A 23525-nucleotide genomic window follows, 5' to 3' on the forward strand; every position below is an offset into this window, starting at 1 on the left:
AAACTTTTTACTTTACACAAAATTTTTGAGATGATTCAAAGGGTATTTTTTTCAATTTTTCTGGTGTGCTTTAGCCTGTCGACATGGGCAAATGATGCAAATAACGACAGCATTGCCAACCGCATTTTCACCTTAATCTACCAACAAAACCTTACCGAAGCTGAAAAAACTTACACAATCGGGAAGGACGAGCTGAGCGAATTCTACCGTACTTTTCTGAACCTCGATCTGCACTGGTGGAAATACCGCACCACCTATTCAAAAGAAAACTCGGAACAGCTTGATGAACTGATCGACGCATCGTTGCTGCCCGAAACCGATACTTACGAGAAAAAGATGCTACAGATTATTGTTCGCTCTTACCAGCTGCGTTACGAAAAGAAGAAATTCAACATATTTGGCATGCTTTCGGCACGATCGGATATCAGGGATCTGATTGCAGCTATAGAAAAGGAAGACCCGCCTTTTTCGGGCGACGAACAAAAGCTTTTCGAAAGTTATGTGATCATGTATCAATACATCGAGAACATTAACTTTTTTGCCAACGCCAAAAAATCGGAAGCCCGCGAAATGAAACTAAAGCGAATGGAAAAATTTGCTTCCGAAGATAATGTGATCTTAAATACAGTGGCCGATTTCTTTTTGGCTCGTATGTACCAGAAAATTGAGGACAAACCCGAAGTTGGTCTGCAGCATTTTAAAATTCTCACAAAAAAATACCCAACAAACCAAACTTTTGCCGAATATCAGGCCGAGTGTGAAGAAAAAATCTAATCCCAAAGTTCGTGCTGTGCGTAATCGCGATGAAAAGTACGCTGCCTGCAACGCGGACAAATTGCCTTTTTCAGCCGATGAATATTGGTAAGTTTTAGTCGTGAATTACAATCGCGGCACCGGAATTCGCTTTTATGCACCACTGCGTCGTCATCAAAAACAGTCACCTCAATTTTATCATACAAAGTTTTACAATGCGGGCATTTATAAACCTGGAAACCGGCTTTTAAATGCATCTTGTCCGAGGCCTGTGCCATCTTCCGGAGCAGATTGTGCGTTTTGTAATGAAATATCCGGGTGCGTAGTTTCAGGTAGCTGCTAACCGGCTGCGAGTGAACCAGAAATCCGTGCCCCTGATTAAACCTTTCGGTAAAACCACAATGATCGCAACGATATGAATAAGCATGTCCCATCGTTTAAAATTAAATAATTTCAAATGCCTTTTTGATGTTTTACAGTATAGTTCATAAAAAATTATACTTAGCAGAAACATTTTTTAAACTAATCTGTATTAATGACATACATTAAAATATTTAGTCATGAAATTAGTTGTAATTGCAGCACTTTTACTAAGCATATCTATTGGCAGTTTTTCGCAGGAATTAAATGTTGGCGACAAAGCACCGTCGTTTTCTACCGTGGCCGACGATGGCTCAACATGGAATGTAAACGATTATTTGGGCGACAAATTTATTGTGGTTTATTTTTATCCGGCAGCTATGACCGGTGGTTGTACTAAACAAGCCTGTGCCTACCGCGACATGAAAACGCAGATTGATGCAGCCAACGCCGTTGTAGTTGGAATTAGCGGCGACAATGTTGAGGGGCTAAAACTTTTTAAAAAGGCCAACGACCTTAATTTCCCTTTATTATCGGATGAAAATGGTGAGATTGCCAAAAAATTCGGAGTTCCGTTACGCGATGGAGGTACGATTACCCGCGAAATTGATGGCCATAGTTTTGACTTGGTTCGAGGGGCTACAGCATCACGCTGGACATTCATAATCGACAAAAAAGGAACAATTGTTTATAAGAATACAGAAGTAGATGCAATAAAAGACTCTGCCGAAATTTTAGATTTTATAAAAAACAATTCTTAAATTGCACTGATTTACAAACCCATAACTTAATAGAAGATGAGAAAATTATGTGCACTATTTACACTGGTTTTTGTTTTGTCTCTTGCAACTTCTTACAGTACATTTGCACAAAAACCAACGATTAACACGGATGTTACCATTACTTTCGGAAACGATGTGATTTCGTTTACGCTGGAATCAGGTGTAGAGATGATTAAAATTACTCCTTCGGGCAATTTTACGCGAATCCTAACTTTTCAATTAGATTCGGACGATCCTTTACTTAATTTGGCAATGCCATTCGCCGTCGTAAAAATATCGCTGAGTGCTGATACCGATGGAGATGGTGATGTTGATCTGATCTTAAAGGATGAACGGGCTGTTATTACACCAAGTGGGGTGGTAAAGCTTGTTTATCATCTCAATGGTAAAAAGAATTGACTAGAATAAAAAAGGGAGCAAATTTGCTCCCTTTTTATTTTCGTCTGTGTGTTAAAAATTATCTTTGCCAAAAATTTATAGTTTGGAAACAACCACGTTTCTAAAATATTTCGAGGGGCATAGCGCTATAGCCAAAGTTCTAAAAAAAGCCGCTGCCCCCCCGGGTGAAAAAATTCACCTGCATGGGCTTATTGGGTCTGCCAAAACCGTATTACTGGCCAACATCTTTCAGGAAACTCAAAAAAATTGTGTTGTATTGCTTAACGACAGAGAGGAAGCAGCCTATTTTTTCGACGATCTGAACAACCTGGGATTAGCTGAAAACACGCTGTTTTTGCCCTCGTCGTACAAACGATCGGTGCAATACGATAATCCGGAGCAGGAAAACATTGTGCAACGTACCGAGGTTTTGAACCTGCTCTCAGCTGCTGAAAAGCCTTACTTTGTTATTTCGTATCCCGAGGCGATCATCGAGAAAGTGATCTCTAACGAAAGCCTCGAAAACAATACGCTGCAGGTAAAAAGCGGCGATAAAATCTCTATCGACTTTATCAACGAGTTTTTGTACGAATACGGTTTCGAGCGGGTAGACTTTGTGTATGAACCCGGACAGTTTTCGGTGCGCGGAAGTATTGTCGATATCTTTTCGTTTTCGCACGAAGATCCTTTTCGCCTCGATTTCTTTGGAGATGAAGTAGATTCTATCCGCAGTTTCGATATCGAAAACCAACTGTCGAAAGAGCGCTTAAGCCACATTACCATTGTTCCGAATATTCAAAACAGCTCGGTTGAAGGCGAGCGGATTTCATTTATCGAGTTTCAGCAAAAAGAAAGCCTGTGGTTTGGTAATAATACTAACCCGTTTGTCGACCGGATGGCAGAACTGCACCGCCAAACAATTATTGCTCGTGAAGAGGAAGATATTGTTGATCTACTTTTAACTCCTGCCGAATTAGAAAAGCAATTAAAGGCAAAAACTATTTTTGATTTTGGTAACGACCTGGCTTTTTCTGCCAATGAAAAAATAGAAATTGCCACTTCGAGCCAGCCGGTTTTCAACAAAAATTTTGAATTGCTGGTATCGAATCTGACGGATCACCAAAAAAACGGTTACGAGCTGTTTATTCTCTCCAGCCAGGAAAAACAGATAGAGCGACTACAAACGATTTTTAAAGATACGGGCGTTAAAGTCAGCTTCAATCCGGTGAATTTTGTACTGCACGAAGGTTTTATCGATCACGAACTAAAAGCCTGTTTTTACACCGACCACCAGATTTTTGAGCGTTACCACCGTTTTAAATTGAAAAACCGAAAAGCGCAACGCGAAGCAATTTCATTAAAAGAACTGAATAAACTGCACCCGGGTGATTATGTGGTTCACATCGATCACGGAATTGGGAAATTTGCAGGGTTGGCGCGCACCGAAGTAAACGGAAAAATGCAGGAAGCCATTCGTTTGGTTTATAAAGATAACGACTCGCTGCTGGTGAGTATTCACTCGCTGCACCGCATTTCGAAATACAAAGGCAAAGACGGTAGCGAGCCCAAAATTAACAAACTGGGCACCGGTGCATGGCAAAAAATGAAAAACCGCACCAAGGCGAAGGTGAAGGATATTGCCAAAGAACTGATTGCCCTGTATGCCCAACGACGTGCTGAGAAAGGTTATGCCTTTTCGCGCGACTCGTACCTGCAAACCGAGCTGGAAGCATCGTTTATTTACGAAGATACACCCGACCAGGAAAAGTCGACTGCAGCCGTGAAGGAGGACATGGAAAAAACCATGCCGATGGACCGACTGGTTTGTGGTGACGTTGGTTTTGGAAAAACGGAAATTGCCATCCGTGCGGCTTTTAAAGCCGTTACCGACAGCAAACAGGTAGCCGTTTTGGTGCCAACAACCATCCTGGCATTTCAGCATTTTAAAACCTTTACCGAGCGTTTGCAGGATTTCCCGGTAAAAATTGATTACGTAAGCCGCCTGAAATCTACCGCCCAGGTAAAAGCTTCATTAAAAGATGTTGCCGACGGAAAAACCGACATAATAATTGGTACGCACCGTTTGGTGAGCAAAGATGTGAAGTTTAAAGACCTGGGATTGCTGATTATTGATGAAGAGCAGAAATTTGGTGTTTCGGTAAAAGAAAAACTGAAGCAGTTTAAAGTAAATGTCGATACCCTGACTTTAACAGCAACGCCAATTCCACGTACTTTGCAATTCTCGCTAATGGGTGCCCGCGACTTGTCGATTATACAAACGCCGCCACCCAACCGTTACCCCATTGTTACCGAGGTGCACGGTTTTAACGAGCAGATGATAAAAGAAGCCATCCTTTACGAAATAGATCGAAATGGGCAGGTTTTCTTTATTCATAACAGAGTTCAGAATATTTATGAGGTTGAAGAAACGATAAAACGTATTGTTCCGGGTGTAAAAACAGTGGTTGGCCACGGGCAAATGGAAGGGCCGAAGCTGGAAAAAGTGATGCTCGATTTTATGAATGGCAAATTCGATGTGCTGATTGCAACAACAATTATCGAATCGGGGCTTGACATACCGAATGCCAATACGATAATAATTAACCACGCGCAGAATTTTGGCTTAAGCGACCTTCACCAGTTGCGCGGCCGTGTTGGCCGCTCGAACAAAAAAGCATTCTGTTACCTGATTGCACCTCCACTTTCAACGGTTAGTGCCGAAGCGCGCAGGCGTTTACAGGCCATCGAGCAGTTTTCGGAACTGGGCAGCGGTTTTAACATTGCCATGCAAGACCTCGATATTCGTGGTGCGGGAAATATGCTGGGCGCCGAACAAAGTGGTTTTATTGCCGACATTGGTTTCGAAACCTACCACCGCATTTTAAACGAAGCCATTCAGGAGTTAAAGCACGACGAGTTTAAAGATTTGTTTGCCGAAGAAGACAAGGCGCAATCGCAGGCTTTCCTGAATATTAAATACGTAAACGACTGTACCATCGACACCGACATGGAACTGCTTTTCCCGAGCGATTATATTCCGGGAAACTCGGAGCGCATGATGCTGTACCGCGAGCTGGATAATATTGAAAGCAAGGAAGCGCTGGACAATTTTACCAAAGGATTGCAAGACCGTTTTGGAGAACTTCCGCGCGAAAGCCGCGAACTGATCGACATTCTGCCGCTGCGTTGGAAAGCCATCGATTTGAGCATGGAAAGGATCATTCTGAAAAACAAGAAAATGATCTGCTATTTTGTTTCCGATCAGAAGTCGTCGTTCTATCAATCGGGCGATTTTATTAAAATTGTGCAGTACGTACAAAAAGGAAAATCGAAAGGCCGGATGAAAGAAACAAATGGAAAACTAACACTCAGTTTTTCAAATGTTCCGAATGTAGAAACGGCTGATTACATACTTCGTGAGATTATTGATGAACTAAAAAGTTGATCGCCACTTCAAATAAAATGCAATTTATTGGGAAGCTTAACGTTTTCAATACACTCAAATTGATGCATTTAGTAGATGTTGTTTAAAAAAAAATCCCGATATTGGCATTTCAAGACAACCAAATCGATAAAAACTACATCAAACAAATAATTGAACTCAGCATAACTTTTAAAATTAGAAATATGGACACAATGATGAAAATTGGAAAAACACTAACGATCTTTTTAATTGTTGCCGGTTTTTTTGCCTGTAGCGATGATGACAACTCCGTGCCTTTCGAGGTGATTGGCGATGTTTATGTAATTAAACGTACCATTAACGATGAAGTAAAATACGCCAACGCTTATGTAGCCTGGGGTAACCAGCCAATGAGCCACGCAGAAGTTACAACTCCCACTGCTGCGAATTTTACTCTGGATCCGGCTTCTGAAAATCTAAATACTTACGCAAAAGAGCCTGCATTGGCCGAATACAGCACCGCTGCCCCTGTTCAGGGCAATTACCAGTTTTTAGTGATAAACGAGGACATTACCCACGAATCTACTGACTTGCTTGATTTCGATGATATTGATTTTACACCCATTTCTTCGGCAGATATGGTAAATAACGTTTTAAGCGTACAGTGGGAAACCAATAGCGTTGCAGAAGGTTATCAAATCAGATTGATTAACCAAAGTGGCGACATCGCTTTCTTTAGCGTAGCCTTACCAGAACAAATGGTTCGTTTAGATATTGGTACAAACGCAGCTTCAGGCGCGTGGTACGAAACCCCGGAGCCAGGTAATGTTTATACGATAGAATTCCTGACAATTAGATATGAAGATGATGCCACCAGTTTAAATGCGGCTAAAAACATTCAGGAAGTTGCTGTTACCGAGCAAGAAGTTACATGGCAATAAACAATTTGCAATAATAAATCAACCGTCTGTATTTCAGGCGGTTTTTTTTGTGCCTTTTCGTAAGCTCATCGCCGAAATTCATCACAATCGAAAAAAAACAATTTGCCAAGCAACTATTGTTAGCCCAATTGCATCTACCAATAGATAAAAGAAATCAGAATAACTCAAATTAAATTTTAAAAACAAAGACAAATGATTAACATTCAGAAAATTGGCAAATTAGTTTTACTAGCGTTTATTGTAACCGGGTTTTGGGCATGTAACGATAATGATCCGGAACCATTTAACTTTGGAGGTGAGGTTGTTACCTTTAAAAGAACAATCGATGGCGAAGAAAAATTTGCGTTAAGCTATTACGCCTACGCCAACATGAAAATGGATTCGGCCAGCGTTGACTTTCCCGGCGATTCAACGCTTACACTTTCACCGGCAGATGCGCAAAAACTTACCTATTCTTATGACGCTTCAACTGAAGACTTTTCCACAACTGCTCCGGCAACAGAAAACTATGATTTTTTGGTATTTAACAACGGTGTAGAATATACAGCCACTGAAAATCATATTTTTACAGATGTGGATATCCCTACGATCGATTCAGTTGGTGTAACAACCAGCAGCGAATCGGTTTACGTTGAATGGAGCAACAATGATGATGCGCAAGGTTATGCTGTTCAGATTTTAAATGAAGACGATGAAATAGTTTTTAACAGCTACATTCTGGCAGATGATGAGGATAGTTTCACTGCTAACCAAAGTACAGGATCATGGGAAACATCATTAACAACCGGCGAAACCTATACTATTGAAGTTCAGGCAATGGTATTTGAAGACGGTGCAACCAATGCTAATTTCTTCTATCAGATAGAGACAATTGCAATAGCTTCGGAAGAATTCATCTTTGAAGACTAAAAAAAAAAAATCAATACAACCGCTTGTTTTTCAGGCGGTTTTTTTGTGCTCTTTTTCTAATTACTATTTCTATAGTAGTTTTTCTATTAAAATAGTTTTGTTTCTAAATTTTTAGTACTATGTTTGTAGTAGAAAATAACTTTGTACGAGTATATAATCAATTTAAAGGATGAAAACATTAACAAAAGCGGAAGAACAGGTAATGCATATTCTCTGGAATTTAAAAGAGGGAGTTGTTAAACAGGTAGTCGACGAATTTGGCGATGATAAACCAGCCTACACAACTGTGGCAACCGTTTTAAATGTTCTGGAGAAAAAGGGATTTGTTACCCATAAAAAGATTGGAAATACGAATCTTTTTTCGCCTGCAGTTAGTAAAACCGACTACACAAAAGTCCAGTTTTCATCTCTACTGAAAAACTACTTCAACGGCTCGTTCCCGAAAATGGCCACCTTTTTTGCCAAAGAGAACAACCTGGGAATTGAAGAGCTGGAAGAAATGCTAAAGATGACAGAAAACGAATTAAACAAAGAAAAGAACGACTAGCCATGGAAACTTCTCTGTTCTATTTATTAAACGCATCGGGAGGAATTGTTCTTTTCTTCCTGGTATACTGGTTGTTTCTTCGCAACGAAACGTTTCATGCAGCCAACCGCTGGTTTCTGATAGGATCATTGCTTTTGGCCATTCTGCTTCCTTTACTACCGGTTCGTTACGAGGTTTTTATCGAAGCAACTGAAGGTGCAAAAACCGGCGCGCATACCATTGCCGATACCTTTAAAAATATTCCTGTTTTTAAAGCAACCGAAGAAAGTACCACAATATTTGGCTGGCAACAAGCAATTCTGTTGATATACCTCACAGGAGCAGCAATTTTTCTGCTTCGTTTGCTTACCCAAACTTTTGTTCTTATTCATTTAATGATAAAATACCGCGTAACATCTTTAAACGGCATGCGCGTGGTGGAAAACGAAAAATACGGACTCCCCTTCTCATTTTTCAACGTTGTATTTATAAATCCGAAATTTCATACACAGGACGACCTGCCGGAAATTCTGGCTCATGAAAAAGTGCACATTCGTGAGAATCACTGGTTCGACCTGCTTTTTATAGAACTGTTAACAGTCATCTTTTGGTTCAACCCATTTATTTGGATGTTTGAACGAGCAATTAAACAAAACCATGAGTACCTGGCCGACAAAGGTGTTCTTGCGCAGGGACACACTGTGGGCCGCTACCAGGCTTTATTAGTAAACCAGCTGATGGGCATGCAAATTATTGGCATCACCAATAACCTGAATTTTGCCCTAAGCACAAATCGATTAAAAATGATGACGAAAAAGAAAACATCGGCCCGCCGGCTGATACGATTTACCTGGGCACTGCCCGCACTTGCGCTGTTGTTATTCGCTTTTGCCGAACCGGATTACCGGATGCAGGAGTTAAATGAACCGGAAATAGCCAATCAGCCAACTTCAGTTACTAAAACATTGAAGATTTCAGGTCTGGTAGTTGATGAAAACGACGAACCTTTACCCGGAACCTCCGTGGTTGTTAAAGGTGGAACAACGGGATGTGTTACCGACTTGCAAGGCCGGTTTACACTCGAAATCCCAGAAAAGACAGCAATCGTGCTTTCCTTTGTGGGTAAAAAAACCATTGTTGACGATTACATGGGAATTCTGTCGGGGAAAGATGGTGAGGTGTACAAACGCAACTACAAAATGGAGGATGAAATAATTGGAATTGGACTTGCCACTGAACTACTTGCTGTGAACAACAATGACAAGATGGCTCCTCCTCCGCCACCTCCTCCGCCACCATCTGACGATGAAATGTTTTACATTGTTGAAGATATGCCAAGTTATCCGGGAGGATCAGAGGCCTTGAACAACTTTGTTTACAAGATGCAAAACAAATTGGCTTCTGCTAAAAATATAAAAGGAAAAGCTAAAGTGTTGTTTACGGTAAATGCTAAAGGCGAAGTAAGCGACATAAAAATTGTTGAGCAAGACAACGACGCTGCAGCAAAAGGAGCATACGCCATTGCAAGCCAACTGGAAGACTGGAAACCGGGTAAACAGCGCGGCAAAGCTGTTCCTGTTAAATACATGATGCATGTAGAGTTTAAATAAGAACAGAAAACAAGAATAACCATTTTGACGCCCGTTGACTTTTGGTCATCGGGTGTTTTTTTAAACTTGTGCCTATTCACCAAAAACCGAACCATGCAAAAAAAGTATTTCAGGAGCAATAGCGATTGGGAAAAGTGGCTGGAGCAGAACCACGATAAGGAAAAGGAATTATTTCTGCTTTACTACAAAAAGCACACTGGGAAACCGTGCATTTCATACGACGACTCGGTAAAAACTGCACTGTGCTACGGCTGGATCGACGGCTTGATAAACCGTATTGACGATGAATGTTATTCCCGGCGATTTACGCCACGAAATGCCAAAAGTATTTGGTCGGAATCAAACAAAAAACGTGTTGCCGAATTGTTGAAAGAAGGAAAAATGAAACCTCAGGGTTTAAAACTTGTAGAAGCTGCCAAACAAAACGGAAATTGGAAAAAGGGTTATTCTCATCTTAAGATTAGCCATACAATATCTGATGAGTTTAAAACAGCTTTAAACCAAAATCCTGAAGCTAAAGTATTTTTCGAGTCGCTGGCAACAAACCACAAAAACCAGTTTACCGCCTGGATTAACATGGCTAAACGTGACGAGACAAAAGAAAAGCGGATTTCGGAATCGATACAACTTTTAAAATCGGGGAAGAAACTTGGTTTAAAGTAAACTCACTGTGGTTTTCCGGTATAACTAGCAACAAAACATTAACACCATCCAAGAAAAAAAGAAAGGCGTACATATTAGCATGCACACCCTTCCTCTTGTTACAATATTCTTAGCAGAAATCCTGATAATATTTTAAAAATGCTAGGAAATCATTTTATTAAAAATATCCAGTTGCTCTTTCATTGCAGAAATTCGATCCGTCGGAGAAGTGCGGGCTTCCAGCAATATCCATCCATCGTATTTCATGCCCACAAATAAATCCATGAGCTGCTGATAAGGGTAGTCGCCTACATTGAGTTCGCGAATGTGCACCGTATGGCCAAAGTATTTTTTCACCGAATTAAAGTTGGCTTCCAGTCCCGGCGGAAGTAAATCCTGTTCGTTACAATTCCAGCACATTTTTACGCTTTTTTCAGTCACCTGATCAAAAATAGCTTTCATGTTTGGTATTTCCTGCGAAACATTACCATGCACTTCAACGCGAATTACCTGCCCCAAATCTTTAGCAGCTTTACCACACTCGTTTAAAGCAGCTGCAATTTGCGAAATAGTTTTTTCTCTTGGTACTTCGGTTGGAATGCCGTTTGGTTTCACTTTTACACCGGTGGCACCAATATCGGCACACAATTTCAGGTATTCAATGGTATCCTGAATATTCTTTTTTACAAGGTCCTGATCAACGTGGTGATAATCGAAGTTTGCCCCGTAGCCAACACAAGTTACCGGACTGTCGGCAAACCGTTTTTTAACTTCTAGCCGCTCTTTCTGGCTCAACACTGTTTCTACTCCGTGGGCATGTTCCGTACGAAGTTCGACACCCATAAAACCTGTTTTTTCGCAATTCGCAATTAAGGTTGGTAAATCCCAGTCTTTTCCCCACTGGTAGGTTACCAAACCCAGTTTCATTTTCGATTTGCGCAACATGGCCTGAGCCGCCATTGGATCGACCAAACTCAGTCCGGCGCCGGCAATAAAACTATTCTGTATAAATTTTCTTCGCGATTGATTCATTACTTTAATTTTTTAGCATGCCCATTATTTTCCGGCATATTCATCTGCCAGCTTATTAATTTCATCATCACTTAAATCGGCGGCAGCAACCACCAGCCGGTATTTAAACGTAACCGAGTCGCCTTTTTTCAGGCTGAAGTTCAATTCTTTTTCGCCATTCGAGAATATTTTCTGTCCCAGCGTATTGGCCGCAAACAAACCATAGTCGCGCGCATGCCAATAGGTAGGGTATCCCACATTTTTAGGATGATCGATAATAACCAATGAAACAGGTTCGCCCTTAATTTCGCTCGACAATTTCATCCAGCGACCGCGGGTGCCCCATACATCTCCGCCTTCAACACCTTCTGCACTTCGGTAATTGCCTTTCACATAGGTGTTGTCCATGTTTTTCACTTCGGTAACTACACCGTGAGAATCCATTAATTTGGTTGGTTTGTCGCTTGGTAACTCCAGTTCGCGAGCCACACGAATGGCAAACATACCTTCTTTATTGTCGGTAAATTTCACCTCATCGATAAGTGCTTTTAAAGTGGTTGTGCGGTCGATTATTCGAATGTTTTCTTTTGCCGTAAATGTGAATTCTGTATCGTCGGAAAGCATGGCCGTATTATCAGGAGATTTCCAAACCGATTCAGTTTCAAGAACTGCTTTCCCTTTGCCACCTTTGGCTTTTTTTACTGATTGATGGTAAATAACACCATAATCCCCCTTTTTATCAGCAGGAATGGCTTCTGAATTGTTCCAGAAATCGAGCCCGTTTACATCGCCGTAATTCAACCATATTCCAACATGGTGCGGATGATCTGTCCGATCGCCTTCCTTGTTTATCAGAGGGAAACTGCGTGTAAGCATATTTCCGGCAGGCGACATTACAGGCCACAACACCGGTTTCATAATATTGTCAGGATAGATGTATGACGTGAACAACTTTCCATCGATGTTTACGTCGATCTTCTTTGCGGCCTCATCAACCTTAATATCAATGATTTGTTGCGAATTACAATTACTAAACAGGAGTAAGGAGCCAGCTGTAATTGCCATTATCAGTAGCGTTTTAAATTTCATAGTTTTGGTATTTATATGGCTGGAAATGCGATGTAACCTCGGTTGGATTACATCGCATTTTGCTCAAGTTCAATTGATTAATTTAAATATAGAAAGGAGAGTGCTACACCATATTTGGAACAACATAACCTTCCCTGTAATTCCGCGTAAGCATTTCATCTGCTTCCGGATCATTTACAAACTGTTCGGCATGAGGATTAAACGTCAGCACTTTACCCAAACGATAAGCAATGTTACCCAAATGTGCCAACCCGGAAGAGAGGTGTGCTGTTTCAACCGGTGCATTTAACAGGGTTTTGTCGTGGGCACGAACAGCGTCAATAAAATTAGTAAAGTGTCTGTCGGTACCACCTGCTCCCCTGTCCATTCCGGTTGCTGCGATACCACCATCGTCGCCTGATTTTCCGGGTTCTCGGTTCTGTCCCAAATACGATTTGTATTTATCGTAACCATCCACTACAATAATTCCTTTTTCGCCGTAGAAAATATTACCAACAGTTGCTCCTTCTTCAGTATTGGTACACCAAGGGCGTACCTCAAACTGAATGATCTTTCCTTCATCAGGATAATGATAAATTGAAGTCAACACTTCAGGTACCTCTTTGCAATCGTCCCAAAGGAATTTTCCCCCCATCGATGTAATTTTTGTAGGCAAACCAACATCCAGTCCCCACATACATAAATCGGTTTCGTGAATTCCCTGGTTACCCACATCGCCGTTTCCATAATCCCAGTGCCAATGCCAGTTGTAGTGAACCAGATTTTTGGTGAAAGGTCGTTTAGGTGCCGGTCCTGTCCACAGGTCGTAGTCTAAACCATCGGGAACAGCAGAAAATCCCTGGTCGCCAATGTCGCCTCTCCAACGGAAAACCAAACCACGCGCCATATAAACACGTCCGATATAACCATCGCGCATTAACTGAATAGCTTCGTTTACGGCCGGCGAACTGCGTAATTGTACGCCGTGCTGAACAATACGATCGTATTTTTCGGCAGCTTCAACCATTTTGCGGCCTTCCCAAATATTATGCGAACCCGGTTTTTCAACATAACAGTCTTTTCCGGCTTGGCAGGCCCAAATTACAGACAATGCATGCCAATGGTTTGGCGAGGCAATACTAATCACATCAATGTCTTTGTCGTCCATCACCCTGCGAAGGTCTTGTTCCAGAGCCACATTGTCTCCATACTTTTCTTTGAATTCTATCTGACGTTCTTTTAAAAGATTCATGTCCGGATCACATAACGTCGTAACCTGAACATTGTCTTGCGCCATAAAACCCTGAATGTGACTTTTTCCTCTTCCATTCACCCCCAAAACGGCGGCATTTATACGGTCGTTTGCACCAAATACTTTTGCAGAAACAATGGTAGGCGCTACAATGGCTACCGTGCTTGCAGCGGCAGTTTTTTTAATAAATGATCTTCTTGATTCTTTCATTTTATTGGTTTATGTTGGTTTAATTTGAAAATGAACACCGTTAACGTTAACGCAGCTTAAAACTATTAACTTTATTCCAAAGAATTAACAACATTCGTATGCCTTTTAGCATATTATCAAAATTCGCTGGCTGTTATAAAAGCAGAAATTCTTTACTGCGCTAAGACTCTGGATCAGCTAAAACTCAATTTGACCTTATTGATATGATCTTTACCTTTTTATGAAGTTGAAGTCTTTAGAATGTCGGCTATAAAGTAACTTTTAAATTGCTAATCGTGTGATTTTTAGAACGAATAGAAGATGCTAAAAAAACGAAAGGCCGGTTCAATAACCAGCCCTTTCTCAATCAACCTAAACCTAAACTAAACCAAAAACCAAACCATCATTTATGGCGTGTAAATCTTCTTGATAAAGATTTGTAAGAGTAAAACACCAGTTTACTAAAAAGGTTTATCGAATTGTAATTTTTTTTGTTTGAACACCAAAAATATATCGTGGATTGCGCGGATAACCGCAGAAACTTGTCTAATCGACTTTATTCTGACATATCTGAAAGCACATCCATTTTTAAAATGTACGACTCAAGGCCTGACAATTCCAGTTCTAACTTACCCTTTCCATTTTTCACTTCCAGTACAAATTCATTTTCGTTGGCCAGTTGATCAGTTAGTTTGTAGAATCCGTCAGTTAAATGTAAAGCCTTTACGGTTGCTTCATTCAATTGAAGTTGAAATTTGTGTGGGTTATCTTCGAAGTTAGTCACCACTATCAAACGATCGTCCCCTTTCCAACGCACAAACGAAAATACTTTGTCGGTGTATCCTTCTGTATTTTTCCGATTGTACGAGTGAATTTCTTTGTATTTGCCCATCAAAGCTGCGGAATGAGCGGAGAAACTCAGGAGCGTTTTATAAAATTCGTTTAATTCTTTTTCTTCCGGTGTTGACTGCCCTCCATCAAATTTTCCGTCGTTCATCCAACGTTGATGTGCCGGTACACCGCAGTAATCAAAAATCGATGTTCGTGTTTCATCGCCAAATCCCATATCTCCATCGCCGGGTTCACCAACGTTTTGACCGAAATAGATCATGGTTGGCGAAGTGCTCAAACAGGTTGATACCACCATTGCCGGTTTTCCTTTTTCGGCACTTCCTGCAAATCCTGCACTGGCAATCCGTTGCTCGTCGTGGTTTTCTAAAAAATGTAACATGTGATGCTCGATATCAGCCAAACCATCGTAAATCGCCGGAAGATTATCAGTACTACCTTTTCCTTGCATAATGTGTTTTAAGGTATCGTACAACTCCACTTTATCGTACAAATAATCCATTTTCCCTTTGCGGATATAGTCGCGGTAAAGCGCAGGATTATAAACTTCGGCTAGTAGAAAAGCGTCAGGATTTTTCATTTTCAGTGCCGAGTTCATATAACTCCAGAATTCCACCGGAACCATTTCAGCCATATCGTAACGGAAACCATCCACGCCTTTATCTAACCAGTAGATGGCAATTTCTTTGAATTTCTTCCACGAATCCGGCACGTCTTTATCCTGCCAGAATTCGAAATGAGCTTCATAATCTTCCCTGTCATAATCTTCGGGAAGCAGATCAAAATCGTAAGTTCCATCAGGTTTTACACCGTAATTTACTTTTACCGTTTCGTACCAGTCATAAAATCCGGGTTGCGCTAAGCGTGCGCCATTACCGGTCCACTTGGCCGGATTTTCATCAAACTTTCCATCCGAAAGCGGGTGATCATCGCCTCCCAAAGGTTGGTAACCGTTCAAAAATTCCGGCACCTGAAAAGCTTCGCCGGGGATGTAATAAAAGTTGTTGTCGCGTTTGTATTCCACCGAAGTATCGTCGTTTTCACCAAAATCGGAAACTCCTTCGGGTTTCGAAATTGACTGGTAATTCCGGGCAACATGATTGGGAACAATATCGATAATCACTTTCATGCCGTGTTTGTGAGTTCGTTCGATCAGGGCCTCAAATTCTGCCAATCGGTTTGCCGGATCAATAGCCAGATCGGGATTTACGTTATAATAATCCTTCACTGCATAAGGCGAACCGGCGCGGCCTTTTACCACATCGGGATCGTCGTTTGAAATGCCATAGGCGGTATAATCGGTTATTACATCATGGTGCGGAACACCCGTGTACCAAATATGTGTAACCCCCATTGACTTAATTTCTTCCAACGCACGATCCGTAAAATCGTTGAACTTTCCCACACCATTTTCTTCAATGGTTCCCCACGGTTTATTGGTGGTGTTTGTATTCCCAAACAGACGGGTAAACACCTGGTAAACCACATATTTGCCTTTTGGCGAATCGGGTTGTGCGGGCTTATGCTTCTGTGTCGGTTGGCAGGCAAAAAGAGCCAGAATAAAAAGAATGGATGCTAGTTGTTTCATGATTGTACTACTCAGATTACACGGATTTAATCGAGAAACGCAGATATGATCAGAGCTAATCTGTTCAATCTGCGTTCTCATTGTTCAAATTTCTTATTTATTCAATTCAACTATTATAGCTGATTTTGCAGGAACAGTAACTTCCGAAATATCGGAAATTGTGTTCCCGGAAATAATTTCTTTACCCGACTTATAACCGTCGATCACTTCACTAAAACGATCTGTTTTAATGGTTTTTGCTTCGGTGTTTTTATTCAGAATGACCATCACGGCTTCGTTGTCACTATAGCGGAAATAGGTGTAAGTACCATCCTCAGGAACAAAATGCATCAATTTCCCATCGTGAATTACATCAGCATTTTTACGCCAGTTCTGGATTTTGGAAACATACTGCTGCATATCTTTTGCGGCATCGCTCAATCCTTCGCCGGTAAAAGCATTTACTTCATCGCCTTCCCAACCCCCGGGATAATCTGCACGAATATCGCCGTGTTCGCTTCCGTCGTGACGCATTAGAATTTCGGTACCGTAATAAATTTGCGGAATTCCCCGGGTAGTTAAAAAGAACACCACACCCATTTTCAGCAGATCTGCATCTTCACCCACCTGCACGTAAAAGCGAGACATATCGTGGTTATCCGGGAAAATGGTCAGATCGTATGGATTTGGATATAAAAAATCGTTGGCCAGTGCATTATAAATCTGAATCAAGCCAAAGTCAAAACTTTCTTCGTTGCGTAATCCTTCAGCAGCTGCACTCTGCAATGGGAAATCCATCATACTTGGAGCATAATTCTTATAGCCATCCTGATTGTATTTTCCTTTTTGCCAGTACGAAACAATAGCCGGATTGGTGGTCCACTCTTCTCCAACCACATTAAAATTCGGATATTCTTCCAACAATTGTTTTGTCCAGTCGCTCATCATATTCTTGTCGGGATAAGGCCATGTGTCCTGGCGAATTCCTTCCAAGCCAACATATTCAACCCACCAAATACTGTTTTGAATGAGGTATTTTGCCAGGAACGGATTTTTCTGGTTCATGTCGGGCATAGCACTTACAAACCAACCGTCAACCATTGCTTTTTTATCTGCTTCCGAAGCGTGAGGATCTTCATTCACCGTGCGGCGGTGGCTGGTAATTTTCATTTCGGGATAATTGTTAATCCAGTCTTTCATTGGCATATCGTGCATCCACCAGTGTTCCGATCCGCAGTGGTTAAAAATCAAATCCATAATCAGTTTCATGCCACGTTTATCCAGTTCTTCGTTTAGTTCCTGATATTCTTCATTCGATCCATATCTTCTGTCGACCTGGTAAAAATCGGTACAGGCATAACCGTGATACGACGATTCGGGCATATCGTTTTCCAGCACAGGATTTAACCAAACGGCTGTAAATCCCATATCTTGTAAGTAATGCAGCGAATTGATAATCCCGCGAATATCGCCACCGTGGCGGCCATAATTATAATCACGATCAAGACCTTCTTTCATTCCTTCAATCTCGTCATTGCTTGTGTCGCCATTTACAAAACGGTCAGGGGTGATCAGGTAAATCACATCCGATGAATTAAAACCTTCGCGTTTTGCGGATCCTTTTTCACGATCCCACAATTCGTAGTTGTAGCTGTCTACAACTTTATCGCCTTGTTTAAACTGAATTTCAAAGTCGCCGGGTTTTACATCCTTTGCCAGTTTCAGATCGACAAACAGGTAGTTTGGATTTTCCACTTTAGTGGTCGCTTCCAAAGTCACCCCCGGGTAATCGAGCACCACATCGGTTTTTGAAATATTCTCACCGTATATTAATAATTGTAAGTCGGGGTTTTTCATTCCGGCCCACCAGTTTGGCGGTTCAACCCGAGCAACTTCCTGCCCAACAACATTCAGGGTAAGCAGGATGATAAACAAAGTGATTAGTTTTTTCATTTTATAGTGTTTTATTCGTTTCAAATTTGCTTTACCCCTTACCCTGTCGGGAGTTCCCCTAAGAAGGGGAACAAGTATCAAACCAGCTTTTGACTCAATCAAAGCTCCGGCTTTTTTATAACTGTTTTCCCTCGCGAGGGAAAATGTCGACAGACAAAAGGGTAAATTATCTATTTTTTACTTCTTAATTTCAAGGGTCGAATTTCCGGCAATTATGTGTTCCGTTCCCCAAACCGTTGCTGCCACAACAACAGCGGAATGATTAATTATAAAAAACTCCCCATGTTTCATTTTTACCTCGAGGTGCGCACCTCCAAAATCGATTCGGAATCCGTAAGATTTCCACGATTCGGGCAGAAAAGGATTAAATGTAAGTTTGTTGTTCACCACACGCATTCCTCCAAATGCCATTACAAACGACATCCAGGTTCCACCCATACTGGTAATGTGCAGGCCGTCTTCGGTGTCGTTATTGTAGTCATCCAAATCGAGGCGTGATGTGCGCAAATACATTTCGTATGCTTTGTCCTGGTAGCCGATCTTCGCTGCTAAAATTGCGTGAACACATGGAGACAACGACGATTCATGTACCGTTAAAGGCTCGTAAAAATCGAAGTGTCGTTTTAGCTCTTCTGTTGTGAAATTCTCCTGAAACAGGTACAAACTCTGTAAAGTATCGGCCTGCTTGATGTACGGCGCACGCAAAATGCGGTCCCACGACCAGTTTTGGTTAATGGGTAAATCCTCAGCAGGAAGTTCTGCCACCGGAGTCAAATCCTTATCCAAAAATCCATCCTGTTGCAGATAAATACCACGCTTCTCATCCCTGGCGAAATACATTTTATCAATAATATCCTTCCAGCGCGCAGTTTCGTTCAACTCGTTGAATTTCCATTTTTTCACCATTTCCTCAAACAGGAAGGGGAATTCCTTTTTCAGGTAGTCGATGGCTTCAAGCGTATATTTTAAAGTCCACACGGCCAGGTAGCTGGTGTGGAAATTATTGTTTACGTTGTTCTCGTATTCGTTTGGCCCCGTAACGCCCAGCATTACATACTTTTCTTTGTCGGCCGACCAGTTTACACGCTGGCTCCAAAAACGACTAATGCCCAGCAACACCTCAAAACCCATCGGGGCAAGGTATTCTTTATCGCCGGTGTAATTTATATAATCGTAAATAGCGTATGCAATAGCTCCGTTCCGATGAACCTCTTCAAAGGTAATTTCCCACTCGTTGTGGCATTCTTCACCGTTAATAGTTACCATTGGGTATAAGGCAGCACCGTTTCTGAAGCCGAGTTTTTCGGCATTCTCGATGGCTTTTTCCAGATGCTTGCGACGGTAAACCAACAGGTTCCGCGAAACTTTTTGAGGCGCTGTACTCAGGTAAAAAGGCAAACAATAAGCCTCCGTATCCCAATAAGTTACACCGCCATATTTTTCGCCTGTAAATCCTTTTGGCCCAATATTCAACCGCTCATCTTCGCCCGAGTAGGTTTGATTGAGCTGAAAAATATTAAAGCGAATTCCTTGCTGGGCCGCAATATCGCCTTCAATTTTTATATCGCTGGTTGCCCATTTTTGCAGCCAGCGGTTTTTATGACTTTCGAACAGGGCATCGAAACCGGCTTCAACAGCCAAATCCACTGCTTCTTTTGCCTTTTCAGGAAGGGATTCCTTTTCATAATCAAGGGAAGAAACAGTAGAAGAGAATTTCTCAACTACTATTTCATCACCCTTCTCTACCGAGACACTTTGAGATGCCTCGACATATTTCTCCCTTTCCCCGTTCGTAATATCTGTTTCTACTTTATTTCCGTTTTTTAGTAGTTGAAACCACATCCCGGTACTTACATGAAAACCGGTTTTTAAGGTTTCAACTGTGAGATAGCCTTCCGGGCCGCCAACAGCACGGGCAACTTCTACCCAGAATTTCTCATCGTAATTCGAGTCTTCGTTTACCACATCGCCATCGAGGTATGGCGTAACTTTAATCTCGCCATCAAAGTTCAGCGCTTTTACCGTGTATCGGATAGCACCAATTTCGGTGGCTGCAATACTTACAAAGCGGTGCGAACAAACCTCCACCTGGTTGCCGTTTTGCAACTCGGCAACAAAACAACGCGTTAACAAACCGTGTTGCATGTCGAGCTCGCGTTTAAACGAAAGTACTTTTGCCTTTGCCAGATCGAGTTCCTCACCATTTACGGTAACTCCTATTCCAATCCAGTTGGTTGAATTGATAATTTTGGCAAAATACTCCGGATAGCCGTTTTTCCACCATCCCACGCGGGTTTTGTCGGGGTAATAAATACCGGCAACATATGTTCCGTTCAGCGTGTCGCCTGAATATTTCTCCTCGAAATTGGCGCGCTGGCCCATTTTTCCGTTTCCTATACTAAAGATACTTTCGGAAATCCGGTTATGTTCGGGAACAAAACCCTCTTCAACTATTTTCCAGTCGTGATGAATGATATAATTCTTCATCTCAGTGTTTTTAATTTTTTAATTTTCTGTTGCAACGTCTTTTACAAAAAGTACCAGCACGGCAGCTACCACCATGGATACTCCTCCAAAAACAAGTGCAAAAATCGACTCTCCTCCAAACAGATCTTTTACCATGAATCCCAAAATGGTTGCCGCCAGAATTTGCGGTATTACAATAAAGAAGTTGAAAATTCCCATGTAAATTCCCATTTTGTTCGATGGCAGCGATCCGGTAAGTATGGCATAAGGCATAGATAGTATACTTGCCCAGGCAATACCTACTCCAATCATTGGCACAATCAGCCAGTTTGGATCTTTAAAAAGGTAGATAGAGGCCAGGCTCACACCACCAACTATTAAACTAATGAAGTGTGTAAATTTTCGGTTGGTGTACTTTGCAATTACAGGCAAAGTAAATGCCATTAGCGCGGCAACTCCGTTATAAACACCAAAAAGAATGGTTACCCAGTCGGCGCCGTCGTTGTACAATTTTGTGGTTGTATCAGAAGTTCCGTACACATGGCTGGTAATTCCTGCTGTGGCATAAATCCACAAAGCAAACAATCCAACCCAGGTAAAAAACTGCACCAGCGCCAGTTGTTTCATGGTAAGCGGCATGCGTAATAAATCGCTGAAAATCTCCACCAGGGCATTCTTATCCTTTTTTTGCGATTTTAGCAAAGCAGCCGTCATCATCAGTAAAAAGAAAAGGAAAAGAATACCTCCAAGAATGTACAGCTCTTTTTCAAGGTCCATTAGTTGTGTAACTACTACAATCAGCAAACCCAGCAGCCCCATAATTCCTCCAACTTTGGCGAACCGGCTGCTTTCCACTTCCGCTTCATTCAGCACCTCATCTTTATTGGTTGTTTGTCGTTCACTTTCTTCAAAGGCTTCCAGCTCTTCGGGTGGGTATTCTTTGGTTGAAAAAATAGTCCACAGAATGGCCAGAAAGAAAACAACACCCCCAATGTAAAACGACCAGCGCACCGACGCAGGAATAACTCCTTCGGGAGCGGTATTGGGAATATTCAGCCAATTGGTCATTGCGTAAGGAAGCACCGATCCCACAACAGCACCGGTACCAATAAAAAAGCTTTGCATGGCAAAACCCCGGGTTCGTTGCTCGTTGGGCAGCATATCGCCAACAAAAGCACGAAACGGCTCCATTGAAACATTAATGGAAGCATCCATTATCCAAAGTGTACCGGCGGCTACCCATAGGGCGGGCGAGTTTGGCATTAATAAAAGGGCAAGGGATGCGAAAATAGCTCCGAACAAAAAGTAAGGCCGTCTTCGTCCAAGTCGGTTCCAGGTTTTATCGCTCATGTGCCCGATTATTGGCTGAACAATTAACCCGGTAACCGGTGCGGCAATCCACAAAATCGGGATGTCCTCAACATTGGCCCCAAGTGTTTCGAAAATACGGCTTACATTGGCATTCTGCAGGGCAAACCCAAACTGGATACCCAGAAAACCAAAACTCATATTCCAAATCTGCCAAAAACTTAACGTAGGTTTTTTGCGCATAATAGTAGTTTTAATTTGTAGCAAAGCTGTATGTATAAACAAGATAATACAGCAAAAGAACTTTTGCTGCTAAACACGAAGTATGTGAATTGAAAAATTGCCTGCACAAATATAAGTCAGAATCGAAGTAATTTCCAAACCGTGCACCATGCTAAACCCTGAAAAACAGGGCTTTTTAGCCAAAAATGATCATTTCAAACGTTTGCGGAAAGTGAAAATATATTCTACAACATGTTTTTGTGTAATTGCAGAAATCGGCCATTAACTACAAAAATCAATGAAATTTGAATGGTATATTATATAATAGAAGAGCCCCGAACAATCAGATCCGCATTCAAGACTTTTGTTTCAGCCGGATATTCATCGTCTTCCGAGGTGATGCGTTTTAACAGCATCTGTGTTGCCAGTGTTCCCATTTCGTAACCGTGCTGATCGACTGAAGTAAGCGTAGGGTCGGTAATTCCTGAAAAGCGGCCATCGGAAAAGCCAACAATTGCAATCTCGTCGGGTATTTTGTAGCCTTTTTTCTGAATGGTTTGCATGGCTCCAATGGCGGTAAGATCGTTGGTGGCAAACACGCCGTCAAACTTAATCTTTTGGTTTATCAACTTCATTATTGCCATCCGGGCTTTTTCAAACGAGTCGGCTTCCACAATCAGGTTTTCGTCGGCCGGAATACCGGCTTCTTTCAACGCTTTTAAGTAACCATCTTTTCGGTTTTGCCCAATCAGCAAAGCCATTGGCCCGCCCAAATGGGCAATCCGCGTTCTTCCGCTATCTATTAAATGACGGGTTGCCAGGTAAGCGGCATCAAAATCGTCGATAATTACCTGATCGGCAACTATATTCGGCACAACGCGATCATAAAATACAATGGGTACTTCGTTATTCTGGAAATTTTCTAAATGTTTATAGTCGGTGGTATGTTTTGAAATAGATACCAAAACACCGTCAACACGGCTCGCCAGCAATGTTTTAGCGTTTGCCACTTCGCGCTCGTAACGCTCGTTGCTCTGGCAAATAATTACGTTAAAACCGGCATCGTAAGCCACATCTTCGATTCCGCTAATAACTGATGAGAAAAAATAGTGGACAATTTCGGGAATGATAACCCCAATGGTATTACTGCGCCGTTGCTTCAAACTAAGTGCAACAGCATTGGGCTGGTAATTTAACCTTTCGGCCAGTTCCTGAACCGCCCGTTTTGTTTCTTTGCTGATATCGGGGTGGTCCTTCAACGCACGCGATACCGTAGATGCTGAAATATTTAATTCACGAGCCAAGTCTTTTATTGTTACCAGTCCGCTTTTCATAT

At 41.8% G+C, this 23525-nt stretch carries 18 protein-coding genes; 9 read left to right on the forward strand and 9 right to left on the reverse strand.

Annotated elements, in window-relative coordinates; translation table 11 throughout:
* Positions 1–30 precede the first annotated feature (30 nt).
* Positions 31–774, forward strand: coding sequence for a hypothetical protein (locus G4420_RS05515; protein WP_163322547.1), 744 nt, complete (start codon positions 31–33; stop codon positions 772–774).
* Here the strand turns inward: G4420_RS05515 and G4420_RS05520 are convergent.
* Positions 771–1187 carry an LIM domain-containing protein gene (locus G4420_RS05520; protein WP_163322548.1) on the reverse strand — a complete coding sequence of 139 codons (417 nt, stop codon included), beginning with the start codon at positions 1185–1187 and terminating at the stop codon, positions 771–773. The two genes, G4420_RS05515 and G4420_RS05520, sit on opposite strands and share 4 nt — an antisense overlap.
* A 126-nt stretch (positions 1188–1313) precedes the next feature.
* On the opposite strand from G4420_RS05520, the gene G4420_RS05525 reads away from it, so the two are divergent.
* From G4420_RS05525 to G4420_RS05560, 8 genes are all read left to right on the forward strand, one after another.
* Positions 1314–1874, forward strand: coding sequence for a peroxiredoxin (locus G4420_RS05525; protein ID WP_163322549.1), 561 nt, complete (start codon positions 1314–1316; stop codon positions 1872–1874).
* A gap of 36 nt (positions 1875–1910) precedes the next feature.
* Positions 1911–2294 carry a hypothetical protein gene (locus G4420_RS05530; protein ID WP_163322550.1) on the forward strand — a complete coding sequence of 128 codons (384 nt, stop codon included), beginning with the start codon at positions 1911–1913 and terminating at the stop codon, positions 2292–2294.
* An 82-nt stretch (positions 2295–2376) separates the two neighbouring features.
* Positions 2377–5718, forward strand: a complete 3342-nt coding sequence (gene mfd / locus G4420_RS05535) for a transcription-repair coupling factor (RefSeq protein WP_163322551.1) — start codon at positions 2377–2379, stop codon at positions 5716–5718.
* Between the two features lie 191 nt (positions 5719–5909).
* The gene (locus G4420_RS05540) at positions 5910–6617 is read left to right on the forward strand and encodes a hypothetical protein (protein WP_163322552.1); all 708 of its coding nucleotides are present in this window, start codon (positions 5910–5912) and stop codon (positions 6615–6617) included.
* 192 nt (positions 6618–6809) lie between these two features.
* Positions 6810–7526 (forward strand): fibronectin type III domain-containing protein, encoded by a 717-nt coding sequence (locus G4420_RS05545; protein WP_163322553.1) that lies wholly within the window; start codon positions 6810–6812, stop codon positions 7524–7526.
* 169 nt (positions 7527–7695) lie between these two features.
* Positions 7696–8073: a BlaI/MecI/CopY family transcriptional regulator gene (locus tag G4420_RS05550; protein ID WP_045025909.1), complete on the forward strand. Its 378-nt coding sequence runs from the start codon at positions 7696–7698 to the stop codon at positions 8071–8073.
* A gap of 2 nt (positions 8074–8075) precedes the next feature.
* Positions 8076–9662 carry a M56 family metallopeptidase gene (locus G4420_RS05555; protein ID WP_163322554.1) on the forward strand — a complete coding sequence of 529 codons (1587 nt, stop codon included), beginning with the start codon at positions 8076–8078 and terminating at the stop codon, positions 9660–9662.
* A gap of 93 nt (positions 9663–9755) precedes the next feature.
* The gene (locus G4420_RS05560; protein WP_163322555.1) at positions 9756–10325 is read left to right on the forward strand and encodes a YdeI/OmpD-associated family protein; all 570 of its coding nucleotides are present in this window, start codon (positions 9756–9758) and stop codon (positions 10323–10325) included.
* A gap of 141 nt (positions 10326–10466) precedes the next feature.
* Here the strand turns inward: G4420_RS05560 and G4420_RS05565 are convergent, their stop codons facing one another.
* The 8 genes from G4420_RS05565 to G4420_RS05600 all read right to left on the reverse strand — a co-directional run bounded on the left by G4420_RS05565 (position 10467) and on the right by G4420_RS05600 (position 23523).
* Entirely contained in the window at positions 10467–11336 is an 870-nt protein-coding gene (locus tag G4420_RS05565) for a sugar phosphate isomerase/epimerase family protein (RefSeq protein ID WP_163322556.1), read from the reverse strand.
* Between the two features lie 24 nt (positions 11337–11360).
* Positions 11361–12380, reverse strand: coding sequence for a DUF6807 domain-containing protein (locus G4420_RS05570; protein ID WP_163322557.1), 1020 nt, complete (start codon positions 12378–12380; stop codon positions 11361–11363).
* A gap of 127 nt (positions 12381–12507) precedes the next feature.
* Positions 12508–13845: a Gfo/Idh/MocA family protein gene (locus G4420_RS05575; protein ID WP_163322558.1), complete on the reverse strand. Its 1338-nt coding sequence runs from the start codon at positions 13843–13845 to the stop codon at positions 12508–12510.
* Between the two features lie 535 nt (positions 13846–14380).
* A complete protein-coding gene (locus tag G4420_RS05580) occupies positions 14381–16261 on the reverse strand; it encodes an alpha-amylase family protein (protein ID WP_163322559.1) in 1881 nt (626 codons plus the stop codon).
* A gap of 93 nt (positions 16262–16354) precedes the next feature.
* Positions 16355–18193, reverse strand: a complete 1839-nt coding sequence (locus G4420_RS05585) for a glycoside hydrolase family 13 protein (protein ID WP_163322560.1) — start codon at positions 18191–18193, stop codon at positions 16355–16357.
* 177 nt (positions 18194–18370) lie between these two features.
* Entirely contained in the window at positions 18371–20680 is a 2310-nt protein-coding gene (locus G4420_RS05590) for a family 65 glycosyl hydrolase domain-containing protein (RefSeq protein WP_163322561.1), read from the reverse strand.
* Between the two features lie 18 nt (positions 20681–20698).
* The gene (locus G4420_RS05595) at positions 20699–22210 is read right to left on the reverse strand and encodes an MFS transporter (RefSeq protein WP_163322562.1); all 1512 of its coding nucleotides are present in this window, start codon (positions 22208–22210) and stop codon (positions 20699–20701) included.
* A gap of 296 nt (positions 22211–22506) precedes the next feature.
* Positions 22507–23523: a LacI family DNA-binding transcriptional regulator gene (locus G4420_RS05600; RefSeq protein WP_163322563.1), complete on the reverse strand. Its 1017-nt coding sequence runs from the start codon at positions 23521–23523 to the stop codon at positions 22507–22509.
* Between the last annotated feature and the right edge of the window lie 2 nt (positions 23524–23525).

The organism is Draconibacterium mangrovi, from assembly GCF_010586825.1.
GTDB classification, from domain to species: domain Bacteria; phylum Bacteroidota; class Bacteroidia; order Bacteroidales; family Prolixibacteraceae; genus Draconibacterium; species Draconibacterium mangrovi.